The organism is Enterobacter sp. (assembly GCF_977039595.1).
This window is the reverse complement of the sequence record NZ_CDRQYH010000033.1, coordinates 1-16,497: the sequence shown is the minus strand read 5'-3', so window position 1 is coordinate 16,497 and position 16,497 is coordinate 1. Positions and strand designations below refer to the sequence as shown.

Sequence of the window (16,497 nt, the reverse complement as noted above, 5' to 3'; positions counted from 1 at the left end):
GGGCTTTTCTTTATCTTCTCGCCTGTAAAACCCGTATAGCCTGCCCTGCCCCGCTGGGCTCATCATCGGGACATCATCAATCTAAATTTCCCATATCTTGTATGGTTGAAACTTAAGACAACTACATCTAGTATTCCTTTTAGCAAGACACACACAACCTGACGCGATGATTCGCGCCGTTCTCTCATTTTAAATGGAAATACGAATCATGAGCATTATTATTTACATTCGTAACGATTGTGTTCAGTGCCACGCGACCAAACGGGCGATGGAAAGCCGCGGCGTGGCGTTTGAGATGGTGAATATTGACCAGCAGCCCGAGGCCGCAGACACCCTTCGCGCGCAGGGTTTCCGTCAGCTTCCGGTGGTAGTAGCCGGGGAGACCAGCTGGTCAGGCTTTCGCCCGGACATGATCAACCGCCTCGCCTCGCAGGCCGCACGGGCATGAGCAGACTGGTGTTCTTCTCCAGCAGCTCGGAAAACACGCTCCGTTTTATTGAGCGCGTCGGGCTGCCTGCGGTGCGCATTCCGCTCAACGAGCGGGAGCGGATCCGTGTAGAGGAACCGTACATTCTGGTGGTGCCCAGCTATGGCGGAGGCGGTACGGCGGGCGCGGTACCTCGCCAGGTGATCCGCTTTCTGAACGATCCTCATAATCGCGGGCTAATCCGCGGCGTGATCGCGGCGGGGAATCGCAATTTCGGCGATGCCTTTTGCCGCGCCGGGGATGTCATCTCTCAAAAATGCGGCGTGCCGTATCTCTATCGCTTTGAGCTGATGGGGACGCAGCAGGACGTCGAAAACGTGCGTAAAGGAGTGAACGAATTTTGGCAACGACAACCGCAGAACGGGTAATGCAGGCGACGCCGGATTACCACGCATTAAACGCGATGCTTAACCTCTATGACCGGGAGGGACGCATTCAGTTTGATAAAGACCGTGAGGCGGTGGACGCCTTTTTTGCCGCCCACGTGCGGCCCAACAGCGTGACCTTTGCCAGCCAGGATGAACGTCTTGACCATCTGGTTAACGAGGGTTACTACGACGCGCGCGTACTCACCCGCTACGACCGTGCCTTTGTGGTGAAGCTGTTTGAACGCGCCCACGCCAGCGGTTTTCGTTTCCAGACTTTCCTCGGCGCGTGGAAGTACTACACCAGCTATACGCTGAAGACTTTCGACGGCAAACGCTACTTAGAGAGCTTTGAAGATCGCGTGGTGATGGTCGCATTGACCCTGGCGCAGGGCGATGAAGCGCTGGCGCAACAGCTCACCGACGAGATCCTCTCCGGCCGCTTCCAGCCCGCCACGCCGACCTTCCTCAACTGCGGTAAAGCCCAGCGCGGCGAGCTGGTTTCCTGCTTCCTGCTGCGTATCGAAGATAACATGGAGTCGATTGGCCGCGCGGTGAACTCGGCGCTGCAGCTTTCCAAACGTGGCGGTGGCGTGGCGTTTCTGCTTTCTAACCTGCGTGAAGCGGGCGCGCCGATCAAGCGCATCGAAAACCAGTCTTCCGGCGTGATCCCGGTGATGAAGATGCTGGAGGATGCGTTCTCTTATGCTAACCAGCTTGGCGCGCGCCAGGGTGCGGGAGCGGTTTACCTGCACGCGCATCATCCGGACATTCTGCGTTTTCTCGATACCAAACGCGAAAACGCCGACGAAAAAATCCGCATCAAAACCCTGTCGCTGGGCGTGGTGATCCCGGATATCACCTTTAAACTGGCCAAAGAGAATGCCGGGATGGCGCTCTTCTCGCCGTATGACGTTGAGCGTATTTACGGCAAAGCGTTTGGTGACGTGGCGATAAGCGAGCTGTATGACGAGCTGGTAGCCGACGAGCGCATTCGCAAAAAATATATCAACGCCCGCGATTTCTTCCAGACGCTTGCGGAGATCCAGTTTGAGTCCGGCTATCCGTACATCATGTATGAAGATACGGTGAACCGCGCGAACCCGATTGCCGGGCGCATCAATATGAGCAACCTGTGCTCGGAGATTTTGCAGGTCAACAGCGCATCGGCCTACGACGAGAATTTGGACTACGCGGACGTCGGCAAGGATATCTCCTGCAACCTCGGGTCGCTGAATATTGCCCACACCATGGATTCCCCAGACTTTGGCCGCACGGTGGAGACCGCCATTCGCGGGCTAACGGCGGTATCGGACATGAGCCATATCCGCAGCGTGCCGTCTATTGAAGCGGGTAACGCCGCGTCGCACGCCATCGGGCTGGGGCAGATGAACCTGCACGGCTACCTGGCGCGGGAGGGCATCGCCTACGGCAGTCCGGAAGGGCTGGACTTCACCAACCTCTATTTCTACACCATTACCTGGCACGCGCTGCACACCTCGATGATGCTGGCGCGCGAGCGCAACCAGCGGTTCGCGGGCTTTGAGCAGTCCCGCTACGCCAGCGGGGAATACTTCAGCCAGTATCTGGAAGGCGACTGGCAGCCGAAAACCGAAAAAGTGCGCGAACTGTTTGCCCGCGCGAGGATTACTCTGCCGACGCGCGAGATGTGGCACCAGCTGCGTGACGACGTGATTCGCTACGGCATTTATAACCAGAACCTGCAGGCCGTGCCGCCAACCGGTTCGATCTCCTATATCAACCACGCCACGTCGAGCATTCACCCGATCGTGTCGAAAATTGAAATTCGTAAGGAAGGCAAAACCGGGCGCGTTTACTACCCTGCCCCGTTTATGACCAATGAGAACCTGGCGCTCTATCAGGATGCGTATGAGATCGGCCCGGAAAAAATCATCGATACCTACGCGGAGGCGACAAAACATGTGGATCAGGGGCTGTCGCTGACGCTGTTCTTCCCGGATACCGCCACCACGAGGGATATCAACAGGGCGCAGATCTACGCCTGGAAGAAAGGCATCAAAACGCTCTACTACATTCGCCTGCGCCAGCTTGCGCTGGAAGGTACCGAAATTGAAGGCTGCGTGTCCTGCGCGCTATAAGGAGAAAGGATGAAACTCTCACGAGTACATGCCGTTAACTGGAACAAAATTCAGGACGATAAAGATCTGGAGGTGTGGAACCGCCTGACCAGTAACTTCTGGCTGCCGGAAAAGGTCCCGCTCTCCAACGATATTCCGGCCTGGCAAACCCTGAGCTACGCCGAGCAGCAGCTGACGATCCGCGTCTTTACCGGCCTGACGCTGCTGGACACCATTCAGAATACCGTTGGCGCACCTGCTCTGATGAGCGACGCGCTGACGCCGCACGAAGAGGCGGTGATGTCGAACATCAGCTTTATGGAGGCGGTGCACGCCCGCTCTTACAGCTCGATTTTCTCCACGCTGTGCCAGACCAAAGACGTGGACGCAGCCTATACCTGGAGTGAAGAGAGTGAGTCATTACAGAGAAAGGCGGAGCTGGTACTGACGTATTATCGGGCCGAGGAGCCGCTGAAAAAGAAAATCGCCAGCGTATTCCTGGAATCGTTCCTCTTCTATTCCGGCTTCTGGCTGCCCATGTACTGGTCGAGCCGGGGCAAGCTCACCAACACCGCCGATTTGATTCGCCTTATCATTCGTGATGAAGCGGTACATGGGTATTATATCGGCTATAAGTATCAGAAAGGGCTGGAGAAAATCAGCGAGGCAAAGCGCGATGAGCTTAAAGGCTTTGCGCTCGATTTGCTGATGGATCTGTACGACAACGAGTTGAGCTATACCGAGGAACTCTACGCCGGCACCGGCTGGGAGGAAGACGTGAAGGCCTTCCTCTGCTACAACGCCAACAAGGCGCTGATGAACCTGGGCTACGAGGCGCTTTTCCCACCGGAGATGGCGGAAGTGAACCCGGCCATTCTGGCTGCGCTGTCGCCCAACGCCGACGAAAACCACGATTTCTTCTCGGGATCGGGCTCATCGTACGTGATGGGCAAAGCGGTGGAAACCGAGGATGAAGACTGGGATTTTTAATGAACGCTAACGTTCGTTAATTTAATATAAACCCAACAATTCCCTCTCTAATATTTACAAAACAACTACACTGAAATTTCCACGTCATATTCGCCTGAATCATTCCAATTCAGGCGAAATTTCCCGATGCAGCAGCAAAAAATTGAGAAAAATTCAGATCACGCTCAGCCCTTTACTCATGGGAAATTCAGCCGTTTCGCTTCCCTGAAAATTCATCCCATAAGCAAACCCAGGGTTGTCTCAGATTCTCAGTATGTTAGGGTTATGCCCGTTAACAATTTACCATGGTAATCATATCGGCATAAACAAATAACGGGACACTCTCTATTGCATGGCAATTAAATTAGAAGTGAAAAATCTTTATAAAGTATTTGGCGAGCACCCGCAGCGCGCATTCAAATATATTGAGAAAGGCCTCACAAAAGAGCAAATTCTGGAAAAAACCGGGCTATCGCTTGGCGTTAAAGACGCCAGTCTGGCCATTGAAGAAGGCGAGATTTTTGTCATCATGGGATTATCCGGTTCGGGTAAATCCACTATGGTTCGCCTTCTCAATCGCCTGATTGAACCCACCCGCGGACAGGTGCTGATTGACGGCGTGGATATCGCCAGAATATCAGACGCCGAGCTTCGCGAGGTGCGCAGAAAGAAGATCGCAATGGTGTTTCAGTCATTCGCACTAATGCCGCACATGACGGTACTGGATAATACCGCTTTCGGCATGGAATTAGCCGGCACGCAGGCTCAGGAACGTCAGGAAAAAGCCCTGGATGCACTGCGTCAGGTCGGGCTGGAAAATTATGCGCATGCGTACCCGGATGAACTTTCCGGCGGTATGCGTCAGCGCGTGGGATTAGCCCGCGCATTAGCCATTAATCCAGACATATTATTAATGGACGAAGCCTTCTCCGCCCTCGATCCGTTAATTCGTACCGAGATGCAGGACGAGCTGGTAAAATTACAGGCTAAACATCAGCGAACCATTGTGTTTATTTCCCACGATCTGGATGAAGCCATGCGTATTGGTGACCGTATTGCCATTATGCAAAACGGTGAAGTGGTGCAGGTCGGCACGCCGGATGAAATTCTCAATAATCCGGCGAATGATTATGTACGCACCTTCTTCCGCGGCGTGGATATTAGCCAGGTCTTTAGCGCCAAAGATATTGCCCGTCGAACGCCAAACGGCATTATTCGTAAAACCCCAGGTTTCGGCCCACGCTCGGCGCTTAAGCTGCTGCAGGACGAAGACCGTGAATACGGTTATCTGGTTGAACGCGGCAATAAATTTGTCGGCGTTGTCTCCATCGACTCCCTGAAAACCGCGCTTGGCGAAAACAGGGGCATCGATGCGGCGTTAATTGACGCTCCGCTTGCCGTGGACGCCGAAACGCCGCTCAGCGAGTTGCTCTCTCACGTGGGACAGGCACCGTGTGCCGTGCCGGTCGTGGGTGAAGAACAACAGTACGTCGGCATCATCTCAAAACGCATGCTGCTGCAGGCTTTAGATCGCGAGGGGGCAAACAATGGCTGACCAATCAAACCCGTGGGGCACCGCTGATGCAGCGGACAGCGCTACTCAATCCGCCGATGCGTGGGGTTCCACGCCAGCTCCTGCCGATGGCGGCGGCGCGGCAGACTGGCTCAATAGCGCACCCGCGCCTGCGCCAGAGCATTTCAACATCATGGATCCGTTCCATAAAACGCTGATCCCGCTGGACAGCTGGGTCACGGAGGGGATCGACTGGGTGGTGACGCACTTCCGCCCGGTTTTCCAGGGGATCCGCATTCCGGTGGATTACATCCTGAACGGCTTCCAGCAGCTGATGCTGGGCATGCCGGCGCCGGTGGCGATTATTCTGTTCTCTCTGATTGCCTGGCAGTTTGGCAGCGCCGGGATGGGGATCGCCACGCTGATTTCGCTGATTGCCATCGGCGCGATTGGGGCCTGGTCGCAGGCGATGATCACCCTGGCGCTGGTGCTGACTGCCCTGCTCTTCTGCATCGTCATCGGCCTGCCGATGGGGATCTGGCTGGCGCGCAGCCCGCGGGCGGCGAAGATTATCCGTCCGCTGCTGGATGCAATGCAGACTACCCCGGCATTCGTCTATCTGGTGCCGATTGTGATGCTGTTCGGCATCGGCAACGTGCCGGGCGTGGTGGTCACCATTATCTTCGCGCTGCCGCCGATTATTCGTCTGACCATTCTCGGGATCAACCAGGTGCCTGCGGACCTGATCGAAGCGTCACGCTCGTTCGGCGCCAGCCCGCGCCAGATGCTGTTTAAGGTTCAGCTCCCGCTGGCCATGCCAACCATCATGGCGGGCGTTAACCAGACGCTGATGCTGGCCCTTTCGATGGTGGTGATTGCCTCGATGATCGCCGTTGGCGGTCTGGGTCAGATGGTGCTGCGCGGCATTGGCCGTCTCGACATGGGGCTGGCTACCGTTGGCGGCGTCGGGATTGTGATCCTCGCCATTATTCTTGACCGCCTGACCCAGGCCGTCGGTCGCGATTCACGCAGTCGCGGCAACCGTCGCTGGTATTCCACCGGCCCTGTCGGGTTACTCACCCGCCCATTTATAAAATAAGGAACAACGATGCGACATAACGTACTTTTTGCCACAGCGTTTGCCACCCTTGTCTCCACAAGCACGTTTGCGGCAGACCTGCCGGGCAAAGGCATTACCGTGCAGCCGGTGCAGAGCACCATTTCGGAAGAGAGCTTCCAGACCCTGATCGTCAGCCGCGCGCTGGAAAAACTGGGCTATACGGTTAACACGCCGAGCGAAGTGGATTACAACGTGGGCTACACCTCGATTGCCTCCGGTGACGCCACCTTTACCGCCGTCAACTGGCAGCCGCTGCACGACGACATGTATGCCGCCGCCGGTGGCGACAAGAAATTCTATCGTGAGGGTACCTTCGTGACGGGCGCGGCGCAGGGTTATCTGATCGACAAGAAAACCGCCGATAAGTACCACATCACCAATATTGAACAGCTGAAAGATCCGAAGATCGCCAAACTGTTTGACACCAACGGTGACGGCAAGGCCGACATGATGGGCTGCTCGCCTGGCTGGGGCTGTGAAGCGGTGATTAACCACCAGAACAAAGCTTTCGATCTGGCGAAAACGGTCGACGTGAGCCACGGCAACTATTCAGCGATGATGGCCGACACCATTGCCCGCTTCAAAGAGGGTAAACCGGTGATCTACTATACCTGGACGCCGTACTGGGTGAGCGACGTGCTGAAGCCGGGTAAAGACGTGGTGTGGCTGCAGGTGCCGTTCTCTTCCCTGCCGGGCGAGCAGAAAGATATCGACACCAAACTGCCGAACGGCATGAACTACGGCTTCCCGGTGAACACCATGCATATCGTGGCGAACAAAGCCTGGGCGGAGAAAAACCCGGCGGCCGCGAAGCTGTTTTCGGTAATGAAGCTGCCGCTGGCTGACATCAACGCCCAGAACGCGATGATGCACTCGGGCAAATCGTCTGAAGCGGATGTCAAAGGCCACGTCGACGGCTGGATCAAAGCCCACCAGCAGCAGTTTGACGGCTGGGTGAAAGAGGCGCTTGAGGCGCAGAAGTAAAACATTTTTCCTCACCCTAACCCTCTCCCAAAGGGAGAGGGCCGGGGTGAGGGGATCAAACCGCACCCAACCTAAACCGCACAATCCATCACCCAACAATCCCCCAACTTTCACAATCATTAGCTATTATGGTTTCCGGAAAAATAATCACTCAACTAACGATTCCTGAAACTAATGACAAAAACAACTCAAGGGCTTAGCCCCGCACTCATCCTTTTAATGTCCGTGGCAACGGGTCTGGCCGTCGCCAGCAACTATTACGCGCAGCCTCTTCTCGACACCATCGCCCGCGCGTTCAATCTCTCCGCCAGCTCCGCAGGCTTTATCGTCACCGCAGCACAGCTAGGCTATGCCGCCGGGCTGCTGTTTCTGGTGCCGCTGGGCGATATGTTTGAACGCCGAATGCTGATCGTCTCCATGACCCTGCTGGCCGCCGGTGGGATGCTGATCACCGCCAGCAGCCAGTCGCTGACGATGATGATCGTCGGAACCGCGCTAACGGGACTGTTCTCCGTGGTGGCGCAAATTCTGGTCCCGCTCGCCGCGACTCTCGCCTCTCCGGAAAAACGCGGCAAGGTGGTGGGTACCATCATGAGCGGCCTGCTGCTGGGGATTTTGCTGGCTCGTACCGTTGCTGGGCTGCTGGCAAGCCTCGGCGGCTGGCGCACCGTATACTGGGTGGCGAGCGTGCTGATGGTTGTTATGGCGCTGGCGCTGTGGCGCGGGCTGCCAAAAGTGAAGCAGGAAAACCACCTGAACTACCCGCAGCTGCTGGCCTCCGTTTTCAGCCTGTTCACCCAGGATAAGCTTCTGCGCACTCGCGCCCTGCTGGGCTGCTTCACCTTCGCTAACTTCAGCATTCTGTGGACGTCGATGGCGTTTCTGCTGGCCGCACCGCCGTTCAATTATTCCGAAGGGGTGATTGGCCTGTTCGGCCTGGCCGGCGCCGCAGGCGCGCTGGGCGCGCGTCCCGCAGGGGGGCTGGCCGACAAGGGCAAATCCCACCTGACCACCTCCGCAGGACTGATTTTACTTCTGCTCTCCTGGGCGGCGATCTGGTACGGACACATTTCGGTGCTGGCGCTGATCGTCGGTATCCTGGTACTCGATCTCACCGTACAGGGCGTTCACATTACCAATCAGACCGTTATCTATCGCGTGAAGCCAGAGGCGCGTAACCGCCTGACGGCCGGCTACATGACCAGCTACTTTATCGGCGGCGCTGCGGGTTCGCTAATTTCAGCGTCGGCGTGGCAGCATGCGGGCTGGTCGGGGGTGTGTGCGATTGGGGCCATCGTCGCTACCCTCAACCTGCTAGTATGGTGGCGCGGTTACCACCGTCAGGATGCAATTAACTAACATTTACATTGAGTTGGCCTCTTAGGGTGTTAAGAGGCCCTTCACTCTGTTAATGTAAACGTAATCATTTATCCCAGAAATTTTAATGTGGGTGACATATTTACAATTGGCATGAATAGTTCAGACCCCCGTCCTCACATCCTTTCCTCAGCGGGTTCATACCCTACGCTTTCTGTGCTCACCGGGTCACGGACTTACCCGGCGCTTTCTGATGGTGACATAAGTTTGGCGGATATAACCGCACAAATAATTCATTTACATTATTTGTCACTGTCGTTACTATATCGGCTGTAATTAATGAGGTTATGCCCAAATGGATAGTTCGTTTACGCCCATTGAACAAATGCTTAAATTCCGCGCCAGTCGCCATGAGGACTTTCCGTACCAGGAAATCCTGCTGACTCGCCTGTGCATGCACATGCAGGGTAAGCTGCTGGAAAACCGTAATAAAATGCTGAAAGCTCAAGGGATTAACGAGACATTGTTTATGGCGTTGATTACGCTGGAGTCTCAGGAAAATCACAGCATTCAGCCTTCCGAACTGAGCTGCGCGCTGGGCTCCTCCCGTACCAATGCGACCCGTATTGCCGATGAACTCGAAAAGCGTGGCTGGATTGAGCGCCGCGAAAGCGACAACGATCGCCGCTGCCTGCATCTGCAACTGACAGATAAAGGTCACCAGTTCCTGCGCGAGGTGCTGCCACCTCAGCACAATTGCCTGCACAAACTCTGGTCTGTCCTCAGCACTGCCGAGCGCGACCAGCTTGAGCACATCACTCGCAAGCTGCTCACCCGTCTGGACCAGATGGATGAAGACGGCGCCGTTCTTGAGGCGCTGCGCTAACGCGACGACACGCTCACCATTCCTGATTCATAAGAAAACCGACAGGCCAGCACGTCACACTGCTGGCCTTTCTGACAACAGGTCGGCTCAGCCGATGTGAAAATAAGAAGATCGTGGAGAACAACAATGAGCGCAAATGCGGAGAGCACTACCCCGCAGCAACCGGCCAACAAGAAAGGCAAACGTAAGAGCGCCCTTCTTCTGTTGACCTTGCTCTTTATCATTATTGCCGTGGCATATGGGATCTATTGGTTTTTAGTACTGCGTCATGCTGAAGAGACTGACGACGCCTACGTGGCAGGGAACCAGGTACAAATTATGGCGCAGGTGTCGGGCAGCGTGACGAAAGTCTGGGCTGACAATACCGACTTTGTGAAAAAAGGCGATGTGTTGGTCACCCTCGATCCAACCGACGCCCAGCAGGCTTTTGAAAAAGCACAGACCGCGCTGGCCTCCAGCGTCCGTCAGACCCGCCAGCTGATGATCAACAGCAAACAGCTGCAGGCCAACATCGACGTGCAGAAAACGGCGCTGGCGCAGGCGCAGAGCGACCTGAACCGCCGCGTGCCGCTCGGCACCGCCAACCTGATTGGCCGTGAAGAGCTGCAGCACGCCCGCGATGCCGTTGCCAGCGCCCAGGTGCAGCTGGATGTGGCCATTCAACAGTACAACGCCAACCAGGCGATGGTGCTGGGCACCAGTCTGGAAAACCAGCCCGCCGTACAGCAGGCGGCGACCGAAGTGCGCAACGCGTGGCTTGCCCTGCAGCGTACCAAAATCGTCAGCCCGATGACCGGCTATGTCTCCCGTCGTTCCGTCCAGCCAGGAGCGCAGATTAGCCCAACCACGCCGCTGATGGCGGTCGTGCCGGCGGACAATCTTTGGGTCGACGCCAACTTTAAAGAGACGCAGCTTGCCCATATGCGTATCGGCCAGACCGCGACGGTTGTCAGCGACATTTACGGCGATGACGTGAAGTACACCGGCAAAGTGGTGGGTCTGGATATGGGGACCGGCAGCGCCTTCTCCCTGCTGCCTGCGCAAAACGCCACCGGTAACTGGATCAAAGTGGTTCAGCGTCTGCCCGTGCGTATCGAACTTGATGCCAAACAGCTGGCGGATCACCCGCTGCGTATCGGCCTCTCTACGCTGGTGACCGTTGACACAGCCAACCGCGACGGTCAGATCCTGGCAAGCCAGGTGCGCAGCAGCCCGGCTTATGAAAGTAACGCCCGTGAAATTAGCCTCGATCCGGTCAACAAGCTGATCGATGACATCGTGAAGGCAAACGCCGGTTAATCCGAAGGTGAGCGTTATGCAACAGCAAAAGCCGCAAAAACCGCTGGAAGGCGCGCAGCTGGTCATAATGACCATCGCGCTGTCGCTGGCGACATTCATGCAGGTGCTGGACTCCACCATCGCAAACGTGGCGATCCCGACCATTGCCGGTAACCTTGGCTCGTCGCTGAGCCAGGGGACCTGGGTCATTACCTCGTTTGGGGTGGCAAACGCCATCTCCATTCCGATTACCGGCTGGCTGGCAAAGCGCGTCGGTGAGGTGAAGCTGTTCCTCTGGTCCACGGTGGCGTTTGTACTGGCCTCGTGGGCGTGCGGCATGTCCAGCAGCCTGACGATGCTGATTTTCTTCCGCGTCATTCAGGGGATTGTCGCCGGGCCGCTGATCCCGCTTTCTCAGAGTTTGCTGCTGAGCAACTACCCTCCCGCAAAACGTTCCGTCGCGCTGGCGCTCTGGTCGATGACCGTTATCGTCGCGCCCATCTGCGGACCGATTCTGGGCGGGTACATCAGCGATAACTACCACTGGGGCTGGATCTTCTTCATCAACGTACCGATTGGCGCCGTCGTGGTATTAATGACGCTGCAGTCGCTGCGGGGACGTGAGACCCGCACCGAACAGCGGCGAATCGACAGCATCGGGCTGGCGCTGCTGATCCTGGGTATCGGCAGTCTGCAGATCATGCTCGACCGCGGTAAAGAGCTCGACTGGTTCAACTCGCAGGAAATTATCATCCTGACCATTGTCGCGGTGGTATCGATAAGCTTCCTGATCGTCTGGGAGCTGACGGACGACAACCCGATAGTCGATCTCTCGCTGTTTAAGTCGCGAAACTTTACCATTGGCTGCCTGTGTATCAGCCTCGCCTATATGCTCTACTTCGGCGCGATTGTTCTGCTGCCGCAGCTATTGCAGGAGGTGTATGGCTATACCGCAACCTGGGCGGGTCTGGCCTCAGCGCCGGTCGGGGTGATCCCGGTCCTGCTGTCGCCGATAATTGGCCGCTTCGCCCATAAGCTCGACATGCGCCGTCTGGTGACGTTCAGCTTCATCATGTATGCGGTGTGCTTCTACTGGCGTGCGTATACCTTTGAGCCGGGAATGGACTTTGGCGCCTCTGCGTGGCCGCAGTTCATTCAGGGCTTCGCGGTCGCGTGCTTCTTTATGCCGCTGACTACCATCACGCTCTCTGGCTTACCGCCCGAGCGTCTGGCGGCCGCGTCGAGCCTGTCGAACTTCACCCGTACGCTGGCGGGCTCCATCGGTACGTCGATCACCACCACCCTGTGGACGAACCGTGAATCTATGCACCACGCCCAGCTGACCGAAGCGGTGAACCCGTACAACCCGAATGCTCAGCAGATGTATAGCCAGCTTCAGGGGATGGGAATGACGGAGCAGCAGGCGTCCGGCTGGATTGCCCAGCAGATCACCAACCAGGGGCTAATTATCTCGGCCAACGAGATTTTCTGGATATCGGCAGGGATCTTTATCATCCTGCTGGGGCTGGTGTGGTTTGCCAGACCGCCGTTTGGTGCTGGCGGCGGCGGCGGTGGTGCGCATTAATCCTCTGCGCTGGTAGCCGCCACAGGGCAACCGCCCCGGTTGTCCAGAACGCGACAGCGATTGTCAGTTTCGATAAAGCAGCGCTCCTGTAATCAATTCACGATAGTGAAAAGACAACAGGAGCGCATCATGCTGAACACACCCGCCGACAAGTACCAACCCTATCCGACCCTTTCCCTGCCCGACCGCCGCTGGCCAGAGCAACGCATCACCCGCGCGCCGCGCTGGCTCTCAACCGACCTGCGCGACGGCAACCAGGCCCTTGCCGAGCCGATGGACAGCACCCGCAAGCTGCAGTTCTGGGATTTGCTGCTGGGCTGCGGATTCAAAGAAATTGAGGTGGCTTTTCCTTCCGCCTCGCAGACGGATTTCAACTTCGTTCGCCAGCTGATTGAAGAGAACCGCATCCCGGATGACGTGACGATTCAGGTATTAACCCAGGCGCGGGAAGATCTCATCCATCGCACTTTTGAATCCCTGCGTGGTGCAAAGCAGGCCACCGTGCATCTGTATAACGCCACCGCTCCGCTGTTCCGCCGCCTGGTCTTCGGCATGGAGAAAGCGCAAATCGTTGAGCTGGCGACGCGCGCGACGCGGCTTATTCGCCAGCTGTGTGAGGAAAATCCCGACACCCGCTGGCAGTATGAATACTCTCCGGAAACCTTCTGCTTTACCGAGCCGGAGTTTGCGCTGGAGATTTGTGAAGCGGTGGCGGACATCTGGCAGCCGTGCGACGAACGGCCTTGGTGATCAACTTACCCGCCACCGTCGAAGTGAGCACGCCGAACGTCTATGCCGACCAGATCGAGTACTTCTGTCGCCACTTTAGCCGCCGCCGCGACGTCTGCATCAGCGTGCATCCGCATAACGACCGCGGTACCGGCGTCGCCTGCGCGGAGCTGGCCGTAATGGCGGGGGCTGACCGCGTGGAGGGCTGTCTGTTTGGTAACGGGGAACGAACGGGCAACGTCTGCCTGGTGACGCTGGCAATGAACCTCTACAGCCAGGGGGTTAGCCCGAATCTGGACTTTAGCGATATGAACCGGGTGGTGGAAGTGGTGGAAACCTGCAACCAGCTGCCGGTGCACCCGCGCCATCCGTGGGCGGGACGGCTGGCCTATACCGCCTTCTCCGGCTCGCACCAGGACGCGATCAAAAAAGGCTTTGATGCCCGCAAGCAAGGCGATCGCTGGGAGATGCCTTACCTTCCCGTCGATCCCCAGGACATCGGCTGCACCTACGAAGCGGTGATCCGCGTAAACAGCCAGTCAGGAAAAAGCGGCAGCGCATGGCTCATCGAACAGAATCATGGCCTGAAATTACCTCGCGCCCTGCAGCAGGATTTCAGCCTGCACGTGCAGCAGGAAACCGATCGCCACGGAAAAGAGATGACGCAAAATGCACTTTGGCAGCTGTTCCGCGCCCGCTACGGCCTGGTAGCATCGCCGAATTATGCGCTGCAATCCTACCGCAGCGACAGCCAGCAGGACGGCCAGCTGCGTCTGACGGCCAGCGTCGCCACACAGGGAGGAACGCGCCAGCTGGAGGGTCACGGTAACGGCCTGCTCTCCGCCGCTGCTCACGGCCTGAGCCGCTGGGTCAACGCCCCGTTCGTGATTAAGGATTATCATGAGCATACGTTAGGCGAACGTAGCGACAGCCGGTCGGTGGCCTACATCCGCTGCCTGTTCCAGGACGGCAGCAGCCGCTGGGGCGTAGGCATTGACAGCGACGTGGCGCGCGCGTCGCTTCAGGCGCTGTTTAATGCCGTCAATCGTTCTTAAAGTAATCGCTGGGGGAGACGCCCATCACCCGGCGAAACATCGCCGTAAAGGCGCTGTGGCTGCCGTAACCTAGATCCAGCGCCACGCGCAATACCGGCTGGCCCTGCGCCAGCCGCACTAAGGCTTCCAGCAGGCGCGCCCTTCTCAGCCACTCGCCGTAGCTCAATCCCGTCTGCTGCTGAAAATGGCGGTTCAGGGTGCGCTCACTCACGTTCATCATGCTCGCGGCCTGCGCGCTGCTCCAGCTTTCCCCCGGGTTTTGCCGGATTTGCAGACACAGGCGACGTAGCGCCTCGCTTTCCGGCTCCGGCAGGTGAAACGGCAGCACCGGCATAGTGCGGATTTCATCGAGAATCAGCTCATAGACGCGCTCATCCCGGCTTCCGGGTGAGTACGATTCAGGTAAAGCAAGGCAGACGAGGATCAGTTCGCGCAGCAGCGATGTGATCTGCACGATCTGGCAGGTGGCCGGAAGATCGGCCCGCGCCAGCGGATCGACAAACAGCGTTCGCGCCGCCACGTTACCGGTTATGCGGAGCGAGTGGCGGGTCCCCGCCGGCAGCCAGACGCCGCGACCGGGAGGCACAATCCAACAGCCAGATGCGGTATCCACCCGAACCACGCCGCTAAGGGTATGCAACAGCTGCGCGCAGTCGTGCTCATGCCACGGCTCGCTGTCACCATGAATGTAATCATGTGCAAACGGAACGAGGGGACGATGGATAAAGGAAAAAGTCGAAGTTGTGGTCATGGGTTAAACAACCCTCACCCTACCCTCTCCCTGAGGGAGAGGGAAAAGGTGCACTAGATGTGCAGTTCCTGCAGCTTTTCTTTTGGCAGGGCCAGCTCTTCGTTACTGTTCACGCGAACATCACGCTCGATGATGTGGCGCGCGATTTCCTGCGCTTCTTCCAGAGAGTGCATCTGGTAAGTACCGCACTGGTAAACGTTCAGCTCAGGGATCTGGTTTTGCTCTTTCACCTTCAGCACGTCTTCCATCGCCGCTTTCCAGGCATCTGCCACACGTTTCTCTTCCGGCTGACCAATCAGGCTCATGTAGAAACCGGTACGGCAGCCCATCGGAGAGATATCGATGATCTCAACGCCGTTGCCGTTCAGGTGGTCACGCATAAAACCGGCGAATAAGTGCTCCAGAGTGTGAATACCTTTCTCCGGCATCACTTCTTTATTTGGCACGCAGAAACGCAGATCGAAAACGGTGATCGTGTCGCCGTGCGGGGTGTGCATGGTCTTCGCCACGCGGACTGCAGGTGCTTCCATACGGGTATGGTCGACAGTAAAGCTATCTAATAACGGCATACGTCACCTCCGACAGTGATTTTTTTTAAAATAAACTGAACTCTTCTACAGAATGCGCGTCTGAGTATATGAAAGACGCGCATTTGTTATCATCATCCCTGAATTCAGAGATGTATATTTTGGCCACAGCGATGTGGCCTTTTTCTTTTCTGCTTAAGCCTGCTTCGCCAGAAACGCCTCAAACGACTCCGTATCCGCCGCTTCAACCTCTTTCTGACGCACCAGGGACGCGTCGCGCTCCGCGACAAAATCCGCTTCGCTCAGGATCTCTAACGACTCCTGCATCAGCATCTCACGGTACTCCGCTGAGAGTGAACGCCCCGTGCCGCCAATCCCCTGCTCGATCATGGTGCGCAATATGCGCGCAGAGAACGTCAGTTCCGGGTTATCAAAGCATTCCACCAGCTGGTCGCAAATCTGTTGATACGCGTCGCCGCCGTCGATGCTGTCCAGAGTGCGGGCAACACGCTTCAGGTCACGGAACAGATCCTTACCAACCTTAGCCAGCGGGAACTGCGCTGTTTCGCAGGCAATACCCAGCGTCAGACCCGGTTTACGACCTTCCAGAATCACGCGGTTCCAGTTCGTGCGCGTACAAAGCAGTTCGTCTGAACTCATTTCCGGCGCATCCGCCAGCGCGCACCAGACCATAAACAGATCCAGGAAGCGAACCTGCTGCTCGTCAACGCCAATCGGTGAGAACGGGTTGATATCCAGCGAGCGCACTTCAATGTATTCAATGCCGCCGCGCTGCAGCGCATCCGACGGCGTTTCACCGCTGCGCGTCACG

General features: G+C 57.0%; 13 protein-coding genes and 2 pseudogenes. 12 read left to right on the top strand and 3 right to left on the bottom strand.

Annotated features, from left to right (window positions below; genetic code table 11):
* The first annotated feature begins 208 nt into the window (after positions 1-208).
* The 12 genes and pseudogenes from nrdH (at position 209) to leuA (ending at position 14,387) form a co-directional block, all read left to right on the top strand.
* Positions 209-448, top strand: a complete 240-nt coding sequence (nrdH, locus tag ACWYRJ_RS11905) for a glutaredoxin-like protein NrdH (protein ID WP_455507942.1) — start codon at positions 209-211, stop codon at positions 446-448.
* Complete coding sequence (nrdI, locus tag ACWYRJ_RS11900) at positions 445-855, top strand: class Ib ribonucleoside-diphosphate reductase assembly flavoprotein NrdI (RefSeq protein ID WP_133295016.1); 411 nt, start codon at positions 445-447, stop codon at positions 853-855. The genes nrdH and nrdI overlap by 4 nt, the downstream gene beginning before the upstream one ends.
* Positions 828-2,972: a class 1b ribonucleoside-diphosphate reductase subunit alpha gene (gene nrdE, locus ACWYRJ_RS11895; RefSeq protein ID WP_455507941.1), complete on the top strand. Its 2,145-nt coding sequence runs from the start codon at positions 828-830 to the stop codon at positions 2,970-2,972. Before nrdI ends, nrdE begins: the two co-directional genes overlap by 28 nt.
* Before the next feature lie 9 nt (positions 2,973-2,981).
* Entirely contained in the window at positions 2,982-3,941 is a 960-nt protein-coding gene (gene nrdF / locus ACWYRJ_RS11890; RefSeq protein ID WP_455507940.1) for a class 1b ribonucleoside-diphosphate reductase subunit beta, read from the top strand.
* Between the two features lie 331 nt (positions 3,942-4,272).
* Entirely contained in the window at positions 4,273-5,475 is a 1,203-nt protein-coding gene (proV, locus tag ACWYRJ_RS11885; protein ID WP_455507939.1) for a glycine betaine/L-proline ABC transporter ATP-binding protein ProV, read from the top strand.
* Positions 5,468-6,532 (top strand): glycine betaine/L-proline ABC transporter permease ProW, encoded by a 1,065-nt coding sequence (gene proW / locus ACWYRJ_RS11880; RefSeq protein ID WP_223580353.1) that lies wholly within the window; start codon positions 5,468-5,470, stop codon positions 6,530-6,532. The genes proV and proW overlap by 8 nt, the downstream gene beginning before the upstream one ends.
* A gap of 9 nt (positions 6,533-6,541) precedes the next feature.
* Entirely contained in the window at positions 6,542-7,537 is a 996-nt protein-coding gene (gene proX / locus ACWYRJ_RS11875; protein ID WP_455507938.1) for a glycine betaine/L-proline ABC transporter substrate-binding protein ProX, read from the top strand.
* A gap of 174 nt (positions 7,538-7,711) precedes the next feature.
* Positions 7,712-8,896, top strand: a complete 1,185-nt coding sequence (locus ACWYRJ_RS11870; protein WP_127732096.1) for an MFS transporter — start codon at positions 7,712-7,714, stop codon at positions 8,894-8,896.
* Positions 8,897-9,209: 313 nt separating this feature from the next.
* A complete protein-coding gene (gene mprA / locus ACWYRJ_RS11865) occupies positions 9,210-9,740 on the top strand; it encodes a transcriptional repressor MprA (protein ID WP_023333174.1) in 531 nt (176 codons plus the stop codon).
* 126 nt (positions 9,741-9,866) lie between these two features.
* Positions 9,867-11,039: a multidrug efflux MFS transporter periplasmic adaptor subunit EmrA gene (emrA, locus tag ACWYRJ_RS11860; RefSeq protein WP_455507937.1), complete on the top strand. Its 1,173-nt coding sequence runs from the start codon at positions 9,867-9,869 to the stop codon at positions 11,037-11,039.
* 16 nt (positions 11,040-11,055) lie between these two features.
* Positions 11,056-12,603 (top strand): multidrug efflux MFS transporter permease subunit EmrB, encoded by a 1,548-nt coding sequence (gene emrB / locus ACWYRJ_RS11855; RefSeq protein WP_115876129.1) that lies wholly within the window; start codon positions 11,056-11,058, stop codon positions 12,601-12,603.
* A 129-nt stretch (positions 12,604-12,732) separates the two neighbouring features.
* Positions 12,733-14,387: pseudogene (leuA, locus tag ACWYRJ_RS11850) on the top strand (2-isopropylmalate synthase).
* On the opposite strand, the gene ACWYRJ_RS11845 reads toward leuA, so the two are convergent.
* The 3 genes and pseudogenes from ACWYRJ_RS11845 to ACWYRJ_RS11835 all read right to left on the bottom strand — a co-directional run.
* The gene (locus ACWYRJ_RS11845) at positions 14,374-15,138 is read right to left on the bottom strand and encodes an AraC family transcriptional regulator (RefSeq protein ID WP_111965904.1); all 765 of its coding nucleotides are present in this window, start codon (positions 15,136-15,138) and stop codon (positions 14,374-14,376) included. The pseudogene leuA and the gene ACWYRJ_RS11845 overlap by 14 nt on opposite strands.
* A 53-nt stretch (positions 15,139-15,191) precedes the next feature.
* Positions 15,192-15,707 carry an S-ribosylhomocysteine lyase gene (gene luxS / locus ACWYRJ_RS11840; RefSeq protein WP_008499539.1) on the bottom strand — a complete coding sequence of 172 codons (516 nt, stop codon included), beginning with the start codon at positions 15,705-15,707 and terminating at the stop codon, positions 15,192-15,194.
* A 153-nt stretch (positions 15,708-15,860) separates the two neighbouring features.
* A pseudogene (locus ACWYRJ_RS11835) lies at positions 15,861-16,497 on the bottom strand (glutamate--cysteine ligase); the annotation flags it as partial.